The organism is Spongiibacter nanhainus, assembly GCF_016132545.1.
Classification (GTDB): domain Bacteria; phylum Pseudomonadota; class Gammaproteobacteria; order Pseudomonadales; family Spongiibacteraceae; genus Spongiibacter; species Spongiibacter nanhainus.
In genome coordinates this window covers 3,679,509-3,696,322 of record NZ_CP066167.1, presented here as the reverse complement: position 1 = coordinate 3,696,322, position 16,814 = coordinate 3,679,509, and the positions used below count along the sequence as shown (strand labels likewise).

The 16,814-nt window shown below is 55.8% G+C and carries 12 protein-coding genes; 9 read left to right on the top strand and 3 right to left on the bottom strand.

Translation table 11 applies throughout. The features are described 5' to 3' along the window. The first annotated feature begins 78 nt into the window (after positions 1-78). From I6N98_RS18860 to I6N98_RS16760, 3 genes are all read left to right on the top strand, one after another. Positions 79-399, top strand: a complete 321-nt coding sequence (locus I6N98_RS18860; RefSeq protein ID WP_198569471.1) for a DUF1330 domain-containing protein — start codon at positions 79-81, stop codon at positions 397-399. 248 nt (positions 400-647) lie between these two features. Continuing rightward, the gene (locus I6N98_RS16765; protein ID WP_198569470.1) at positions 648-785 is read left to right on the top strand and encodes a hypothetical protein; all 138 of its coding nucleotides are present in this window, start codon (positions 648-650) and stop codon (positions 783-785) included. 50 nt (positions 786-835) lie between these two features. Beyond that, entirely contained in the window at positions 836-2,347 is a 1,512-nt protein-coding gene (locus tag I6N98_RS16760) for a class I adenylate-forming enzyme family protein (protein ID WP_198569469.1), read from the top strand. 83 nt (positions 2,348-2,430) lie between these two features. On the opposite strand, the gene I6N98_RS16755 is transcribed toward I6N98_RS16760, so the two are convergent. Next, positions 2,431-5,061, bottom strand: a complete 2,631-nt coding sequence (locus I6N98_RS16755) for a TonB-dependent receptor (protein WP_198569468.1) — start codon at positions 5,059-5,061, stop codon at positions 2,431-2,433. A 523-nt stretch (positions 5,062-5,584) separates the two neighbouring features. On the opposite strand from I6N98_RS16755, the gene I6N98_RS16750 reads away from it, so the two are divergent. From I6N98_RS16750 to I6N98_RS16740, 3 genes are all read left to right on the top strand, one after another. After that, the gene (locus I6N98_RS16750; protein WP_198569467.1) at positions 5,585-6,304 is read left to right on the top strand and encodes an SDR family NAD(P)-dependent oxidoreductase; all 720 of its coding nucleotides are present in this window, start codon (positions 5,585-5,587) and stop codon (positions 6,302-6,304) included. Positions 6,305-6,348: 44 nt separating this feature from the next. Beyond that, entirely contained in the window at positions 6,349-7,656 is a 1,308-nt protein-coding gene (locus tag I6N98_RS16745) for an oxygenase MpaB family protein (RefSeq protein ID WP_198569466.1), read from the top strand. A gap of 250 nt (positions 7,657-7,906) precedes the next feature. After that, positions 7,907-8,572, top strand: coding sequence for a VOC family protein (locus I6N98_RS16740; protein ID WP_198569465.1), 666 nt, complete (start codon positions 7,907-7,909; stop codon positions 8,570-8,572). Positions 8,573-8,662: 90 nt separating this feature from the next. Here the strand turns inward: I6N98_RS16740 and fghA are convergent, their stop codons facing one another. Both fghA and I6N98_RS16730 read right to left on the bottom strand, forming a co-directional pair. After that, complete coding sequence (gene fghA, locus I6N98_RS16735; protein ID WP_198569464.1) at positions 8,663-9,505, bottom strand: S-formylglutathione hydrolase; 843 nt, start codon at positions 9,503-9,505, stop codon at positions 8,663-8,665. A gap of 22 nt (positions 9,506-9,527) precedes the next feature. Then, positions 9,528-10,658, bottom strand: a complete 1,131-nt coding sequence (locus I6N98_RS16730; RefSeq protein ID WP_198569463.1) for an S-(hydroxymethyl)glutathione dehydrogenase/class III alcohol dehydrogenase — start codon at positions 10,656-10,658, stop codon at positions 9,528-9,530. Between the two features lie 121 nt (positions 10,659-10,779). Between I6N98_RS16730 and I6N98_RS16725 the strand changes: the two genes are divergently transcribed. The 3 genes from I6N98_RS16725 to I6N98_RS16715 all read left to right on the top strand — a co-directional run bounded on the left by I6N98_RS16725 (position 10,780) and on the right by I6N98_RS16715 (position 16,779). After that, on the top strand, positions 10,780-11,676 hold the full coding sequence (locus tag I6N98_RS16725) for a LysR family transcriptional regulator (protein WP_232787385.1): 897 nt from the start codon (positions 10,780-10,782) through the stop codon (positions 11,674-11,676). A 120-nt stretch (positions 11,677-11,796) separates the two neighbouring features. Further along, positions 11,797-14,220 (top strand): TonB-dependent receptor, encoded by a 2,424-nt coding sequence (locus I6N98_RS16720; protein ID WP_198569461.1) that lies wholly within the window; start codon positions 11,797-11,799, stop codon positions 14,218-14,220. Between the two features lie 228 nt (positions 14,221-14,448). Beyond that, positions 14,449-16,779 (top strand): TonB-dependent receptor, encoded by a 2,331-nt coding sequence (locus tag I6N98_RS16715; protein ID WP_198569460.1) that lies wholly within the window; start codon positions 14,449-14,451, stop codon positions 16,777-16,779. Positions 16,780-16,814 lie beyond the last annotated feature (35 nt).

The following is a 16,814-nucleotide window of genomic DNA, read 5'->3' as shown; positions in this document are numbered from 1 at the left end:
CGCAATGGCATGACGCTGGTAGTTTCCAGAAAACGAAAAGCGAGAAGAATAAGTAGCTGAATAAATAGGGGTGTTTCTGTGCCGGTGTACGCGTTAAACCTGTTTGATGTGGCAAACAAAAATGAGTATTTGGAGTATGCAAAACGCTCGGTAAGCGAGGTTCAGTCCCACGGTGGCAAGGTCATATCATTAGGGAAATTTCGAGAATCAGTCCAAGGTGATATCACACCACGCACTGTACTGATTCTTGTGGAGTGGGAATCAAAAGAAGCGTTTGAGAGTTACAGAAACGATCCCAAGCTAGCTGATCTACATCCTCACAGAGAAAACGGCTCGGAGAATTATATTTGGCACCTGTTCGATAAGCTCGAAGACTTACGGCCAATTCTCAAAGAGTGACTCGAGAAAAGCGGGGGGTGAAGTGCTTAATGCGGGAGCCTTGGGTTTGTGGCGCAAAGGGTGCGTCTGAGGTCCCCAGGTCCAAGCCACATGCTGCTAATGGAAATGGTCTATGCTTGAAGATATTGAACAATGATAGGCCGAGAGGCTGATTCCATAGCCGGAAGAATTGGGTTGGATGAAAACCTGTCTCTGGGCTGGGCGACGATCGATCTGACCCGGCCACGGTGTATGAATGAGGGAATGGTATGAGCAATACAGTTGAAGGCCCCAAAAATATAAAGCCTGACCTGAAGTCGCCTGGGGCGGAACAACTGTGGGGTCTGATGGCGTCCCGGCGGCCCAACTATGGGCAATACCAGGTGAGCACTGATCGGCTGATCTAGGTGGTGGTGTTAACATCGATATCCACGTGATGGAAAGGAATGTGACAAGCATGCAAGCTGCCACCAAAAACGCCTACCCAAAGCTCGATGAGGTTGCACGCGCGGTGTTGGAAACACCGGCGGATCGTCCCGCGATTGAGTTTAATAAACAGTGGATCGAGTGGGGAGCGCTGAGTGCACTGGCGCGGCAGATCGACGATCTGTTGGTGCGATTCGATATTCGTCCAGGGGGAACAGTGGCCTTAGTGGCCCGCAATCATCCGTCGGCCATTATTAGTCTGGTTGCCCTGCTGGCGGCGCGCGTTAATATCCGCATGATCTATCCGTTTCAATCCGCTACCAGCATTGCCAATGAGCTTGAATCGCTGGCCCCCGATGCAGTGATCGCGGCGATTAATGACTTTGGTGACGAGATTCTCACTACATTAAACAGTCAGCACATTGCCGGCATTGCCCTGCGCGGGCTTGAGGCTGAGTGCGTGGTGGACCGTGCCGAGCGCGAGCCGTCTCAAAGTCACACCGAGGATATCGACAGTGATGAGCTGGGTATCGATATTCTCACCAGTGGTACCACCGGTAGGCCCAAGCCCTTCCGCATTAGCTACAAGATGATCGTTCGGGATATGTTGGCCAACAGTGCGGCGGGGGCCGGTGGCCAATCAGACCCCCAGGCACTGGAACCGGTACTGCTGTATTTTCCGGTGGGTAATATTTCCGGCTTGTACACGACGCTGCCGGCGATCCTCGGCGGACGCCGAATTGTATTGCTCGATCGTTTTAATGTTCACGATTGGCACGACTTTGTGCTGCGTTACCGCCCCGTGGTAGGAGGTATGCCGCCGGCCGCCATCCAAATGGTGTTGGACGCCAACATTCCCAAAGAAGACCTGGCCTCTATCAAGTTCTTCGGCGCCGGGGCTGCGCCCTTAGATCCCGCAGTACAACAAGCCTTTGAGGATCGCTACGGCATTCCTATTTTATTGTCCTACGGCGCGACCGAGTTTGGCGGGCCGGTTACCCGCATGACACCCGATATGCACGCCAAGGATGGTCATAAAAAAATAGGTACTGTGGGCAAGGCCATGCCCGGGGTCAAGCTGAGGGTGGTGTCGCAGGACAGTGGGGAGCCACTGCCGGCTGGCGAAGTGGGGATACTGGAGGTAGTGTCGCCGCGAATCGGTCCGCAGTGGATTCGGACCTCTGATCTGGCGGTACTGGACGAGGACGGTTATCTCTTTCACCACGGTCGGGCGGACGGCGCCATTATTCGCGGTGGTTTTAAAATTTTACCGGAGACGGTGGAAAAGGCCCTGCTGACTCATCCTGCTGTGTCGGCCGCGGCGGTGGTTGGCATTCGCGACCAGCGTCTCGGTCAGGTACCAGCGGCTGCCGTTATCCTCAAGCCTGGCCAGCAGGCCGATGAAACGGTATTGGGTGATCACCTGCGTGAACGGCTGTTAAAGACACATATTCCCACCACGTGGCGCTTCGTCGAAGAGCTGCCCAGAACCAAGTTATCTTTCAAGGTCGACCAGGCCGCAGTGCGGAAATTGTTTGAATAGCTGCCGGTCGGCGGCGGTAGTCGCTGGCCCTTCCGTGATTGGGGCTTTGTGTATCCCCAATCCGCTCGGGTTTCAGGCTGTGCTTAAAATTCTTGCCTAAGCTCAACCCCATAGGTACGCGGCTCACCATAGAAGCTGAAAAAGGTACCCAGAGAGGAGCCGACCGAGGCGGCGCCAGGGAGGTAGCGTTCGTCGGTGGCATTTTTGACAAAGGCCGCCACTGAGGTTTTGTAATCTTGAGTGGACCAGCTGAGGCGTAAATCGATCAGGGTTTTGGCATCGTCGCCAGCCAGGTCGGGGTTGCGCTGGTAGGCCTCAAAGGCGCCGCGATCCAGGCCAAGATAAACCTCGCTTTTGTAGGAGGCATCAATACGGGGCGTGATCAGCCCGAGAGGAGTGTCAAAGATATACTGCATACCCAGTGAGAAAGTCTCTTCTGGCGAAACCGGGAAGGGTTCGTCGGTGCGATCCACGGTGACATTGTTACCCAATGAAGCTTGCAACAGGTCTCGGTCGCTAAACTCGGTAAAGGAGTAATCGTTATAGCTTGCCGCCAGGTTAAGCAGCAGGTTGGGTGAGGGAATCCACAAAATTTCCAGCTCCGCGCCTTCAATCTCTGAGTTACCTGCATTATCAAACACTACTGCCAGGTTGTCGGCGGAATCGGTTTGCACTTGTATCAGCTGCTGGTTGGTAAACTCCATGGCGTAGATGGCGCCATTGATCCGCATGGTGTGATCGAGGATTTCGATCTTGTAGCCAAATTCCAAATTCTTCACTTCTTCAGGTTCGACCTTCTGCAGGCCATCTTGCACCCGGGGCTCAAAGAAGCCGGATTTAAAACCGTCGCTGTAGGTGGTGTAGAGAGTGACGCTGGAGAAAAAGCCATCGCCCAGGTTGGGCACGGTGTAAGACAGTGAGGCCATGGGCGTAACCTTAGAGAAGGTCTTCTCTTCTGACTGATCCAGGAAAGGCACATCGCTCATGGGGAAGTCGTCGATACCGTCGCCGTCTTCATCGGGAAACAGTGCCGCGACCTGACCGACCGGGTCTGAGGCCCAGGTCATATTGGCCTGGCATACCCCGGGTAGGGCAAATCCGACACAGGCCCCCACCAAGCCAGCGTTTTGCATCCGCGCCTCAATGGCGGCGGTATCGGCCTGGGTGAGTACCAAATCGGATTTGCGGGTCTCTGAGGTCCAGCGCACGCCCAGTGTCAGCTCAAGTACCGGGGTAATATCGAAAGAGCTTTGCACGTAGGCCGCAAAGGTTTTATTTTCCAGGTCGAACTCGTTCTCTTGAATAGGGTTACCGGTCACCGCGCCGACGAAGGCCACGGTGCCGCCGGGCACCGGGCGGCTGGGTTCCTGCCCGGCGGCCAGTTCGCCCACGGTTTGCAAGTCCAGCCCACCGAAGCCCGAGACCAGGGTAAAGGGCTCGAAGTTGTCCTCCTGCATGTAGAACAGGCCACCGGTGTAGCGAAGTCGCTCCTCAAAGAGGCCGCCGCTGAATTGCAGCTCGGCGCTTACTGATTGTTGGTCGCTGTCGCCGTGGTTGTGAGATTCGGACCAGTTGCCGGGGCCGCCGTCCTGATCACTGGTGATGACCCGGCCTTTCTTGGATTTGCGCGCGCCGAAGACCGCTTTTACCTGATGGCTGGGGCTGTATGCCCACTCCACCGTAGTGCCAAAAAGTGCTTGTTGTTGATCCCAGTTGAGGTTGGGGTGAGGGCCGACATTGCTCTTTAAATCACCGAGCCGTTGCCGGGAGTTGGACTCACAATTCTCCCGGTAGGCCCGCGGTTGGCTGGGGTCGGTATCACCGGGCCACATAACATACAAACCCTCTAGGAATAGCGCCTGGTCGTTATTGATCCGACAGTTATTGTGTTCGAGGGTATCGTCCCGGTCGCTGACAAACAGTAGCGTATCCAGAGTGAGGTCATCACTGGCGTGCCAGCGGGTCTGCAATGCCGCCGCCATACGATCCACCGAGCCGCCTTTCTGGCCGGTCACGACCTCTTCGGTAAAGCCGTCGCGCCGGCGACTGTTGAAGGCAAGGCGGACGGAAAAATCGTCGCTAATGGGTTGGGTGAACGCCGCTCTAAAGGTGTGGGTATCATAATTACCGGCGGTGATATCTACGTAGCCTTCCTGAGTATCCCCGGGTTTGGCTAGGGTCAGTACCATCGCACCGCCAGTGGTGTTCTTGCCAAACAAGGTGCCTTGGGGGCCGCGCAGCACCTGCACATTGACAATATCCATGGTGTCCAGCAGCTGGCTGTCCGAGCGGGGGATAAAGAGGTCATCGAGATAGACGCCAACGGTGGGATCTACCCTGGCAAAGCCCGAGCGTTGCCCGACGCCGCGAATGTATATCTGACTGGCTCGCCCCTGGCTGATCTCAAGGCTGGGTACGCTCTTGGTGAGTTCGCTGGTATTGGCAATCCCCCGCTGACGCATATCTTCACCGCTCAGTGCCGATACCGCGACAGGTGCGGTTTGCAGGCTTTCCTCCCGCCGCCGAGCCGTGACCATCACCTCCTCGAGTACGGCGCGCCTGGCGGGCTTTTTGTCTGTGCTGGCGTCGCCGTTTGGTGGATTTGAAGGGGGAGAGGACTGGGCGTGCGCCGTGCCGTAAAACAGTGATGCAGTGAGGGTGACGATAGCGACTGACAGAGCCGAACAGGGAACACTCTTCTTGCTTGATATCATAATTATTGTCTTCTTATTGTTTTAATTTGTTGTATCGAGCTTTTAATGAATTTATATCAATTAAGTCTTACTACTTGCAAGTTGTTCGATGACGACCACTCATTATCGTTATATTTTTCTGTTATGGTTTGTCGATAATAAGCAGGAAAATAAGCTTTTTGATAGAGGGAATTGCCGCTTAGAAAAAGCGGGCCGTGGGCGAGGCGCGCTGTAAACATCGATATGAAAAAGTATTGGAAAAAGTGTCGCTGATTGGCGAGTATTTTCCCACAGCCCATTTGCCTGTGCCATCGATGTAATTAGCACCAATGCTGCCCTTGCAGCCGTGCAGGTGTTAATGCAGATCTCCGCATTTTGTTATTTAGGTGCCGCGCGACGTCTCGCTGCGCCATAACCTCGTGTATCCGCTATCTTCCGTATTATCCCGCTCTTACAATAGTTTTTACCCGTGGCGGCAGGTGCTTGATGCTAAGGCGTTCAAGTTCTGACGCGGGGTTTGTCTGGGCAGCATAAGTGGATGCAAATGATCACTTTCGATTTTACACACGCCGTGGTTTTGGTGACCGGCGGCAGTCAGGGCATTGGTTACGCCATCGCCCGGGCCTTTGCCGATGCCGGCGCAACGGTACACATTACCGGTACCCGCGCTTCGGCGGCAGACTATCAGGACGATCTCTCTGACTTTATCTATCACGCCGTTCAACTGCAGGATAAATCCGCGCGGGAGGCATTGATTGCCCACTTTGATCGTCTCGATGTGCTGGTGAATAACGCGGGCCGTGCGGGAAGCAATGAGTACGACTACGAGCAGTATTTGGAGACGATGGAGGTCAATCTGAATGCGGCGACTCACCTGTGCTATGGTTTTCGTCCCTTGCTGGAGACCAGTGGCGGCGCCATCGTCAATGTTGGTTCCTCAGCCAGTTTTATTGCGCTGCGCAAGCAGCCCGCCTATACCGCAACCAAGGCGGGGATGTTGGGTCTGAGTCGCGCCATTGCCGACCAGTGGGCCACCTCGGGGATTCGGGTCAATGTTGTGGCACCGGGTTATATCGATACCCGCATCCTCGACTGGGTTAGAGAGGATGAGGAACGCAGCAAGGCCATCCTGCGGACGATTCCGGCCAAGCGTTGGGGTAAGCCCGAGGAGGTGGCCAAGGCGGTGCTGTTTTTAGCGAGCCCGGACGTGGGCTACATTACCGGCCAAAGTTTGGTGGTTGATGGTGGCCTGTTGCTGCGATAGCAGCGACGGCGTCTGCTGCGAGTTAACGATAGGACATCAAGAGCATGAGTATTTACCCGGATTCTGTATTGGCGCAAAAAGAGGCGGTGCCGGCGATCTACCGCAACGCGGATTTCAGTCTGGTTCCAGAGCGTTTTACCAAGGATTTGTCGGTGGAGAGCTCTCTCATCAACGGTCGCTTTGCCGACCGTCGCCAGGCCTTGTTGGCAGATGAGGACACGGTAGAGCTGATCAAAGCCTACACCATGACCGGCGATGGGGTGGCGGATGCCTACGCTGCGCTGATTCCCCAGTACGGTCTGCAGGCACTGATCGGGATGTTGGAAGAGGCTTGCGATAAAGGCATCGAGGCACTTCAAAACCCGCCTCAGGAGCTGGTGGACTTTATACGTCATATGGAGAAAACACCGGACTGGTTGGATATGGCGTTGGTGGAGCAGGGCGCAAAGGAGGAGCGGATTAACGCGGCGACACTGTTCCCCTTCGCCATACGCGGCGCTTTTTTTGCAACCTTTCTGAACAAATACACTGCGCTGCCAATGGCGATGACCGGCGCTCTGTCTGGGCGTCTGGCGGCGAAGCGCGTCTTTGAAACCGCGTCGTTTTTTACCACCTCAACCTTGCCGGGTGCCTTGGGGCGTTACGGTGAAGGCTTTAAGGCCGCGGCAAAAGTTCGGCTGATGCATTCCATGGTGCGCTTTCACGCCATGTCGTCCGATAAGTGGGACTTTAAAACCTATGGCATCCCCATTCCCCAGGTGGATCAAATGCCGGCCGGCTTGATCGGCGTGTTTATTCTGTCCCAGAAAGTGCTCAAGCAGGGGCGCACAGAATTTAATGCCGAGGAGCGGGCGATACTGGAGCTGGCGCGCTACCGCTGCTACCTGTTGGGGTTACCCGAGGATTTGCTGGCCGAGACTCCGGAAGGGATTATGAAGCTGTGGCTGACCCGCAGTGCCACTATCCGGCACGGCTTTGATGATGCCACCTGCGGTGAGCTGATTCGCCAAACAATGGCGGCGGATTTGCGGCGCAATCCCAGCCTGTGGGGCGCGGTAGAGAATCGCCTGGAGCAGGGTTTCTCTAAACTCTTTTTGTTGAAAAATTTCTGCGCCGGAGATGCCGATAAGGCGCGGTCGATCGGCGTTGAGCTTTCTCTTAGCGATTGGCTGGCGGCCTTTGCCGCTCTGCTGCTGATCGTGATGAAAAAGGCCACTTACAAAGTGCTGCGGCGGACGCCCGGGTTGTCGGCCTGGTCCGAGCGCCGTTTGATCGCCCGGGTGCACACCTTGCTGGGGCGTTATGGCAAAGCTGACTTTGTCACCGACTCCGCCAAATACAGTCATGCCTAAGCAATGATGCCCCGCCGGCGCTGGCTTTTGAGCGCGCCGGCGGGCGCTTGGCAGTTTCCACTCCCTAAAACCCCCTCCGATGATGGCTCTCCCCGTTGGCCGCCTGTGAGTCTGCCATGGCGCCGCCTTGTACTCTCTGCGGCTCAGCACTACAATTAGTCAATGTTCTTTACATTATTCCAGCTGGGCGACTAAGATTGCCACTGGACGAAAGACGAATAAGTGCTGGATTAATAAGAGGGAAACAGCGATGTCTACTGCCACAGGTATTAACCACATTGCCTATTGCACCTCCGATATGAAGGAGCAGTTGAGCTTTTATACCGAGGTGATCGGGATGAAGCTTAAAGCGCTGTTTTGGATGCACGGCATTCCCGGGGCCTACCATGCTTTTATGGAGATGAGCCCCGCCAATTGCATGACCTTTGTGTTTCACCCCTCGATTAAAGACAAAGAGGCGGTGATGGGAGTTTCCCACGTACCTCATACCGTGGCCATGGTTCCCGCCGGGGTGACTCAACATATTGCCTTCAATATGGAAAGCCTTGAGGACTTGCAGGCGCTGATCGAGCGGGTGCGGCGCCACGGCTACAATATCTCTGATTTAATCGATCACGATTTCTGTCAATCCGCCTACATGCTGGCACCTGAAAACGTATGGATTGAGTTCACCGTAACAGTGCGGGATTTTCAGGATGTGGATATCGACGACGAGGTGGTCAGCCTGTGCGGTATTTCGCCGGAGGAGTTGGCGCGGATGCGGGAGCCGGATTTGAATGCCCAGCCCGACGAGGCGCGGCTGGCTCACGCCAAGGCCCAGAGCGAGGAGTCACAAAAACGCATGGAGCAGTTGATTAACACCCTCCAGCAACAGGGACAGGACGGCTACCAAAAAGAATACAAGCACGGTAAATGAGGGCGCCCCGGGGTGTTAGTCCTGGGACGCCGCGCTCTGTAGCGGGCTAAGCCTTACCCGCCCGCGCTTGTGCACTTAGCGCGATTGCATTCAACGCGCCAACTGCTTGGCGTGGAAGCGCAGATGCTCATCCATAAATGTGGCGATGAAAAAGTAACTGTGGTCGTAGCCGGGCTGCATGCGCAGGTCGAGCTTGGCGCCCCGCTGCCGACAGGCTTCAACCAATAGCTCTGGCTTGAGTTGTGCTTCCAAAAACTGATCGTCCTGGCCTTGGTCCACCAATATGGCCGCCGGTAAATCATCGACCGTTTTGATCAGCTCGCAGCTGTCGTAGGCCCGCCAGTGTTCCCGGTTTTCTCCCAGGTAGCGACTCAGGGCCTTCTCTCCCCAGGGGCACTGGGTGGGCGCCACAATAGGAGCAAAGGCCGAGACCGACTGGAAGGTGGCGGGGTTTTTCAGTGCCAGGGTCAGGGCACCATGCCCGCCCATGGAGTGACCGAAAATACCACAGCGGGTGCTGTCTACCGGGAAGGCCTCGGCCACCTGGGTCGGCAATTCGTGGCGAATGTAATCCTCCATCCGGTAGTGGCTCGACCAGGGCGACTCGGTGGCATTGACGTAAAAACCTGCACCCAGCCCAAAGTCATAGGCACCCTCCGGGTCGTCGGGCACACCCTCGCCTCGGGGGCTGGTGTCGGGGGCGACAATGGCCAGCCCCAGTTCGGCGGCGACCCGCTGGGCGCCGGCCTTCTGGACAAAATTTTCATCGGTGCAGGTTAGGCCAGACAGCCAATACAGCACTGGCACCGGGCCTTGCTCGGCCTGGGGCGGCAAAAAGATCGCGAAAGTCATGTCGCAATCCAGCACTTCAGAGCGGTGGCGGTAGCGTTGCTGCTGGCCACCGAAACAGCGATTGTCGGCAATCTTTTCCATAGCGTCCTCCGCTGTGTTGGGATTAATAGAGTATCACCGAGCGAATGCTCTCGCCGTTGTGCATCAGGTCAATGGCCTTGTTGATGTCTTCCAGTGGCATGGTATGGGTGATCATGGGGTCGATGTCGATCTTGCCATCCATATACCAGTCGACAAACTTGGGCACATCGGTGCGGCCTTTGGCGCCACCGAAGGCAGTGCCTTTCCAAACGCGTCCGGTGACCAGCTGGAAGGGACGGGTGCTGATTTCTGCGCCGGCGGGAGCGACACCGATAATGACCGACACACCCCAGCCGCGGTGAGAGCACTCCAGGGCATCCCGCATTACATTGACGTTGCCGGTGGCGTCAAAGGAGTAGTCGACACCACCAAATTGGTCCTTCTCGGTTTTGGTCAGCTCGATAATGGCTTCAGTGACGGTGCCGGACAGCTCGGAAGGATTGACGAAGTGAGTCATGCCGAACTTGCGGGCCATCTTTGCCTTGTCAGAGTTCAAGTCGACGCCAATAATCATATCGGCACCGGCCATGCGGAGCCCTTGAATAACGTTGAGACCAATGCCGCCCAGGCCGAACACGGCGGCGGTGGAGCCGATCTCGACGCCAGCGGTGTTGATTACCGCGCCAATGCCAGTGGTCACGCCGCAGCCGATGTAGCAGATTTTGTCGAAGGGGGCGTCATCTCGCACTTTGGCCAGGGCAATTTCCGGCATTACTGTGTGATTGGCAAACGTAGAACAGCCCATGTAGTGATAGATGGGGGTGCCGTCCAGCATCGAGAAGCGGGTGGTGCCGTCCGGCATCAAGCCCTGGCCCTGGGTGCCGCGAATGGCGGTACAGAGGTTGGTTTTACCGCTCAGGCAGGCATGGCACTGCCGGCACTCTGGGGTGTACAGAGGAATAACATGATCGCCGGGCTTAAGGGTGGTGACACCGTCGCCCACCTCCAGCACCACGCCCGCGCCTTCGTGGCCGAGAATACTGGGGAACAGGCCCTCGGGGTCTGCCCCTGAGCGGGTAAATTCGTCAGTGTGGCAGACGCCGGAGGCCTTGACCTCGATCAGCACTTCCCCGGCTTTGGGGCCCTCAAGGTTCACTTCCATGATTTCCAGAGGCTTACCCGCCTCCAGGGCAACAGCGGCTTTGGTTCTCATTGTGCGTCTCCTGAATACTCCTAGTGTGGCCGCCAGTGTAACTAATGCTGATAGATGTATAATCGATGAAAATTACAACTCATTGTTGTTGTGTGAAAACAATTATGTGGAGGGAAGGCCATTGAAGCGCTGGGAGGCTGTGGAAGCCTTTGTGCAAGTCGTTGATGTGGGGAGCTTTTCTGCTGCCGCTGAGGTGCTGGGGGTGTCCAAGTCCCACGTCAGCCGGCGGGTGTCAGAGTTGGAAAATCGCCTTGGCACGCAATTGCTCAATCGCACCACTCGCCGCCTGGCCCTGACTGAGACCGGTCGCGCCTACTACCAGCGCTGTCGAGGTGTGCTGGTGCAAATGGAGGAGGCGGAGCAGGCGGTGATCGACTTGCAGGACACCCCTCGCGGCACCCTGCGGGTAACCGTGGCGGGGGCCTTTGGTGAACGCTATGTGGCCCCGGCGGCGACCCACTTTATGCAGCAGCATCACCACCTGGACGTGCATCTGGATTTTACCAACCGCAATGTGGACCTGGTGGAGGAGGGCTATGATCTGGCCATACGCTCTGGTGTGCTCAAGGATTCGTCGCTGATCGCCCGGCGTATTGCCGGGCGGCCCCTTAAGATCTGCGGTAGCCGGGACTACCTGGCGCGCTATGGGGTGCCGGATTCCATCCCGGCCCTTAAGCATCACAGTTGTCTCATCGGCTCGCTGCCGACTTGGCGCTTTCGGGATAGCGCCGGCCATCACACTGACGTTAAGTTAGAGGGGCGCTGGCGGAGCAACAACGGTCATGCCTTACTGGAGGCGGCCAAGCGCGGTCTGGGCTTGGTACAATTACCGTCCTTTTACGTGCGAGAGGATGTTCAGGCCGGGCGGTTGCAGTCGGTAATGGAGGCGTTTCAGCCCGCTGACACCGCGATCTGGGCGGTCTACCCCAGCAACCGCCACCTGTCCCCTAAAGTGAGGTTGTTTGTTGAGCACCTCATTCAATGGTGCGAGTCCGATCCTGCGCTGCGGTACCAGTAAACAAAAACTGGCAGTCCCCGCCAATTTACCTTGACGCGCTTGCGGCACAATAGTGGCTGAGATAAGTGTTGTTGTGGGCGTAACATCCGCACCGCAATCAAATTTGGAGGTTTTCTACAGATGGGCTTGAAGCAGAAAATCGGCGTATTGGCCGGGGCAGTTTCGGCGTTAGCATGGTCGCCGTCACTGTTAGCGCAACAAGAGGGAAGTCGTACCCTCGAAGAGGTAGTGGTCACGGCCCAGCGCCGTAGTGAAAGCATGCAGGATGTACCGGTTGCGGTTACCGCCGCCACCGCCGAAGACATGGCCTACGCCCAGGTCGATAGCATTGGCAACATTCAGGCGATCTCCCCCAGCATCAAATTTGATGTCACCAACTCCGCCGCCAACAGTGCCAACATCTTTATTCGCGGTATCGGTACCGTGGGCAATAACCGCTCCTTCGAAGGTGCGGTAGGTGTCTTCTTCGACGGCGTATACCGCACCCGCGCCGGTCAGGCGATGCAGAACTGGCTGGATGTCGAGAGCCTGCAGGTGTTGCGCGGTCCTCAGGGCACACTGTTTGGTAAAAACACCTCTGCCGGTGCCTTGATCATCAACAGCACCATGCCCAGCTTTGACGCGGTAGAGGGCAGCTTTGAATACACTATTGGCAACTACGACAAGCAGCTAGTTAAAGCGGCTCTGAACGCGCCGCTCAGCGACAGCAGTGCCATTCGTATCGCCGGCCTGTGGGGTGAGAAAGACGGCTTTATCGAAGATCCCAACGGCGGCAACTATAATGACGGCGCGCCCCGGGCGTTTAAATTCCAATATCTTTTTGAACCCAATGAAAGCTTGACCATGCGGCTTATCGCCGACTGGTCCGAAGAGGAAGCCAACTGCTGTTACGGTCAGTTGGATGTGGTCGATGGCCCGATGCAGCCCTACATTGATCAACTCATTCTCGATAACGGCAAACAGCTTCCCTCTGCGAAGTTTGAGGACTATGAACAGGTTCTAAGTAACGAAACTGACCAGTATGTGAAGGATGAGGGGATTCAGCTGAATGTTGACTGGCACCTGGAATCGGGTGGCACCCTCAGCTCTGTGACTTCTATGCGTCGCTGGGGAATCTCCCAGGACGGTATGGATGCTGACTTTAGCGGCGCTAACGTTCTCGGCATTAACGAATCCTTGGATACCGAAGTGTTTTCGCAGGAGTTCACTTTCTCTGGTGAGCTGCATGACTTTGGCCCCTTCCAGTATGCCGATTATGTGATGGGCATTTACTTTGCTGATGAAGACATCAATGCTGACCATCAGCTGGTGTGGGGTGATCAGGCGACTGAATATCTACAGATTTATGCCTTGGCCGCACAGGGTGTGCCGGTAGAAGCCGCGTTGGCTGCCGCCAGTGTTACCCAGCTTCTCGGTGACCTGGGTATCCCTGTGGGTGCACTGCCGCTGGCCCAAGAGGGCCTGGTTTCCGATATCAATATGCAAGGCACGGGTAAGTCCTATGCGGCATTTATGCATTGGAACTTTGATTTGACCAGTGCCCTGAGCGCGACAGCGGGTATTCGTTATTCTCGTGATGAAAAGACCGGTATGATGCGCCGTCGCTTCTTTACCTCAAACCCGATCGAACCCTTCCGTTTGTTGGGAGCACAGCCAGGTCCGGAGTACGACGACGAGTACACCGACTCAGCGGTTAGTGGTCAGTTCGCACTGCAATACCAGTTTAACGACGACACAATGGGCTATGCATCCTACAGTTTGGGTTACAAATCCGGCGGCGTGAACCTGGATAACCAGGCGGCGGGTAGCGTAGGCGATAACCCAGAAGAACCCACTTGTGCTGTCAACGGCGATTGCACCCCCAATAGCCCCAACTACGATTCTGAGTATGTGGAAGGCTACGAATTGGGTCTGAAAACCGACTACATGAACGGCCGCGCGCGGAGCAACTTTGCGTTGTTCTACAACGATTTGACTGACCTGCAAGTAGCCAACTTTGACGGCCTGGCATTCAGCATTCTTAACTCTCCTGAGGCGACGGTATACGGCGCGGAAATGGAGAACCAATTTGTGCTGACTGACGCATTGACCTTGGGTATGGATGTGACCTATCTGCCAAAGGCCGAGTTTGGTGAGTCTGATGACCTGACCGCCGAGGCGCTGGGCACACCGGCTTCTCTGTCTGGTCGTGATTTTGCTCAGGCGCCGGAGTTAGTGGGCAACCTGTCACTGACCATGGATCAGCCGATCAGCAATGACTTGTCACTGCGTGGTCGTATTGCCGCTTACTATTCTGGCGAGCAGTTCACCAACCCCGCCAACAACCAGAAGCGCGATGCCCAGACTGAGCTGGCTCTGACTTTGGGTGTGTCTTCCTTCTCAACCGGCTTGTCGGTGAATGTGTGGTGTCAGAACTGTACTGATGAACGCTACGTGACCCAGCATTTCAACAGCCCCCTGCAAAACGTGGGTGACGATTACGACTACAACGGTTTTGTGTCGGCGCCACGCACTTATGGTTTAACCATCCGAGGCATGTTCTAAGCACTACTGAACTATGTCACATCCTTGCGGCCCCGGTAGTTAGCTGGGGCCGCAAACTGAAGACCCAGGTTTTTTTGCCGGTGAGGGATTATCCCCGCCGGCTTTTTTATGCCTGTAGCCATGTCGATGGCGCCCTCATGCTGTTTTTGTCGCAGCGGACCAATCGCCTTTTGTTGAGATGCGACAAAGTGCTGGCGTTTGGTATAACAATAACCCGAGGATGGATATATGAAGTATCGATTTCCCATGAAACGGGCCCTTGCCTTGGCTGTCGCTTTTTCCGGATCTGCAGTAGCCCAGGTTTCTGAGGGTGATAAAGCCGTTCGTCAAATCGAAGAAGTTGTAGTTACGGCTCAGCGTCGTAGCGAAAGCATGCAAGACGTACCTGTTGCGGTGACTGCGGCTAGCTCCGAGGATATGGCGCTGGCTCAGGTGGATAGCATTGGCAACATTCAGGCGATCTCTCCCAGTATTAAATTTGACGTGACAAACTCTGCGGCCAACAGTGCCAATATCTTTATTCGCGGTATCGGTACCGTGGGTAACAACCGCTCTTTTGAGGGTGCGGTGGGCGTCTTTATCGATGGCGTGTACCGGACTCGTGCCGGCCAGGCAATGCAGAACTGGCTGGACATGGAAAGCCTGCAGGTACTGCGTGGTCCTCAAGGTACTCTGTTTGGTAAGAATACTTCAGCCGGTGCGCTGCTGATTAACTCCACCATGCCCTCGCTGTCAGGACCAGAGGGCAATGTCGAGCTGACCGTCGGCAACTACAACAAAACCCTGGTACGCGGCGCCTATAACATGCCCGTGGGTGAGCGCAGTGCGGTGCGTGTTGCCGGACTGTGGGCCGAGCAAGACGGCTTTATCGAAGACCCCAACGGTGGTGATTACAACGAAAAGGCTCCGCGCGCGCTTAAAGCCCAGTGGCTGTTTGAGCCAAGCGATACTCTGTCGTTTCGAGTGATTGCCGACTGGTCGGAATCGGAAACCAACTGCTGCTACGGCCAAATGGATGTTGTCGATGGCCCATTTAAGCCATTGTTTAATCAATTCACCCAAGCCAATAACAAGAAACTGCCATCGGATAACTTCGACGACTACGAGCAGGTGCTCAGTAACGACACCGATCAAACCATTACCGATGAAGGTATTGTGCTGATAGCCGAGTGGGATATGCCCATGGGCGCGCTGCTCAAATCGGTAACGGCCTATCGCAACTGGGAAATTGAACAGATTGGTATGGATGCTGACTTCCACGGTGCCAATATCCTTACCATCAATGAATCCTTGGAAACCGAAGTACTGTCCCAAGAACTTACCATCTCTGGGGATGTTGGCAGCTTTGGTCCCTTTATTGCTGCCGACTACGTAGTGGGTGCCTACCTGGCGGACGAGGATATCTTCGCTAACCACCAGTTGTTGTGGGGCAATCAGGCTCAAGCATTCTTTGACGTACTCGCCCAGCAGCAGGGTGCGCCGGCGGGCTCCTTTGATGCCTCCGAAGGTTTGTGGGCCCACCATAAAATGCCGGCGGACTCTCAGTCCTACGCCGCCTTTATGCACTGGAACTTTGATGTGAGCGACCGTTTGGGGCTGGCGCTGGGCTTACGCTACTCCAAGGATGAAAAGTCAGGGGCACTGCAACGGGTGTTCTTTAATCCTGCGCCTAATGCTGCCTTCCGGGCTTTGGGTGTACAACCCGGGCCGCTCTACGACACCGACTTTGACGACTCCGCCGTTACCGGCCAGTTGGCGCTGCGCTATCATGTCAGTGACGACACCATGGCATATGCTTCTTATAGCCGCGGTTACAAATCCGGTGGTGTGAACGTGGACAACTCCGGTGCCGGTAGCGTGGGGGATAACCCCAATGAGCCATCCTGTGCAAACTTTGGTGACTGTGTACCCAACGACCCTCGCTATGATTCTGAGCTGATTGACGGCTACGAGTTGGGCTTGAAGACCGAGTTCCTGGATCGCCGCGCTCGCGCTAACTTTGCGGTGTTCTATAACGATATCAGTGACCTGCAGGTTGCCCTGTTCAGCGGTCTGGCCTTTAGTGTTATCAATGCCGCAGATGCCAAGGTGTACGGTGCTGAGGTAGAGAGTCAGTTCCTGATCAACAACTGGTTGTCGCTGGATATCGATGTCACTTGGTTGGCGGAGTCAGAGTTTGGCGACGACGCATCACTGGGTGTGCTGGCCGGTCGAGAATTTGCGCAAGCCCCGGAGTTTGCGGGTAACATCGGTCTGACGGTCGATCAGCCTTTGACGGCAGAGCTGTCGATGTTTGGCCGACTTGCTGCCATGTACTCTGGTGAGCAATATACCAATGCGGTGGGTAATCTACAGCGGGATGCGGAAACCACGTTCGATGTGAATGCCGGTGTTCGTTCTGAAACTCGCGGTTGGAGTGCCAGCGTATGGGTGCAAAACCTTACTGACGAGCGCTATGTGACCCAGCACTTCACTTCACCACTGCAAGGCGATACCGACTTTAACGCCTATGTATCGGCGCCCCGTACTTTCGGTATTACCCTGCGAGCTAGCTTCTAAGCATCGGTGTAGGGCAATTACAGATGACTTGCTGG

Excerpts from the sequence above, each read along its gene's own strand:
- I6N98_RS16765 (WP_198569470.1), top strand. The coding sequence starts at position 648 with ATGAGCAATACAGTTGAAGGCCCCAAAAATATAAAGCCTGACCTGAAG.
- I6N98_RS16760 (WP_198569469.1), top strand. The coding sequence starts at position 836 with ATGCAAGCTGCCACCAAAAACGCCTACCCAAAGCTCGATGAGGTTGCA.
- I6N98_RS16755 (WP_198569468.1), bottom strand. The coding sequence starts at position 5,061 with ATGATATCAAGCAAGAAGAGTGTTCCCTGTTCGGCTCTGTCAGTCGCT.
- I6N98_RS16750 (WP_198569467.1), top strand. The coding sequence starts at position 5,585 with ATGATCACTTTCGATTTTACACACGCCGTGGTTTTGGTGACCGGCGGC.
- I6N98_RS16745 (WP_198569466.1), top strand. The coding sequence starts at position 6,349 with ATGAGTATTTACCCGGATTCTGTATTGGCGCAAAAAGAGGCGGTGCCG.
- I6N98_RS16740 (WP_198569465.1), top strand. The coding sequence starts at position 7,907 with ATGTCTACTGCCACAGGTATTAACCACATTGCCTATTGCACCTCCGAT.
- fghA (WP_198569464.1), bottom strand. The coding sequence starts at position 9,505 with ATGGAAAAGATTGCCGACAATCGCTGTTTCGGTGGCCAGCAGCAACGC.
- I6N98_RS16730 (WP_198569463.1), bottom strand. The coding sequence starts at position 10,658 with ATGAGAACCAAAGCCGCTGTTGCCCTGGAGGCGGGTAAGCCTCTGGAA.
- I6N98_RS16720 (WP_198569461.1), top strand. The coding sequence starts at position 11,797 with ATGGGCTTGAAGCAGAAAATCGGCGTATTGGCCGGGGCAGTTTCGGCG.
- I6N98_RS16715 (WP_198569460.1), top strand. The coding sequence starts at position 14,449 with ATGAAGTATCGATTTCCCATGAAACGGGCCCTTGCCTTGGCTGTCGCT.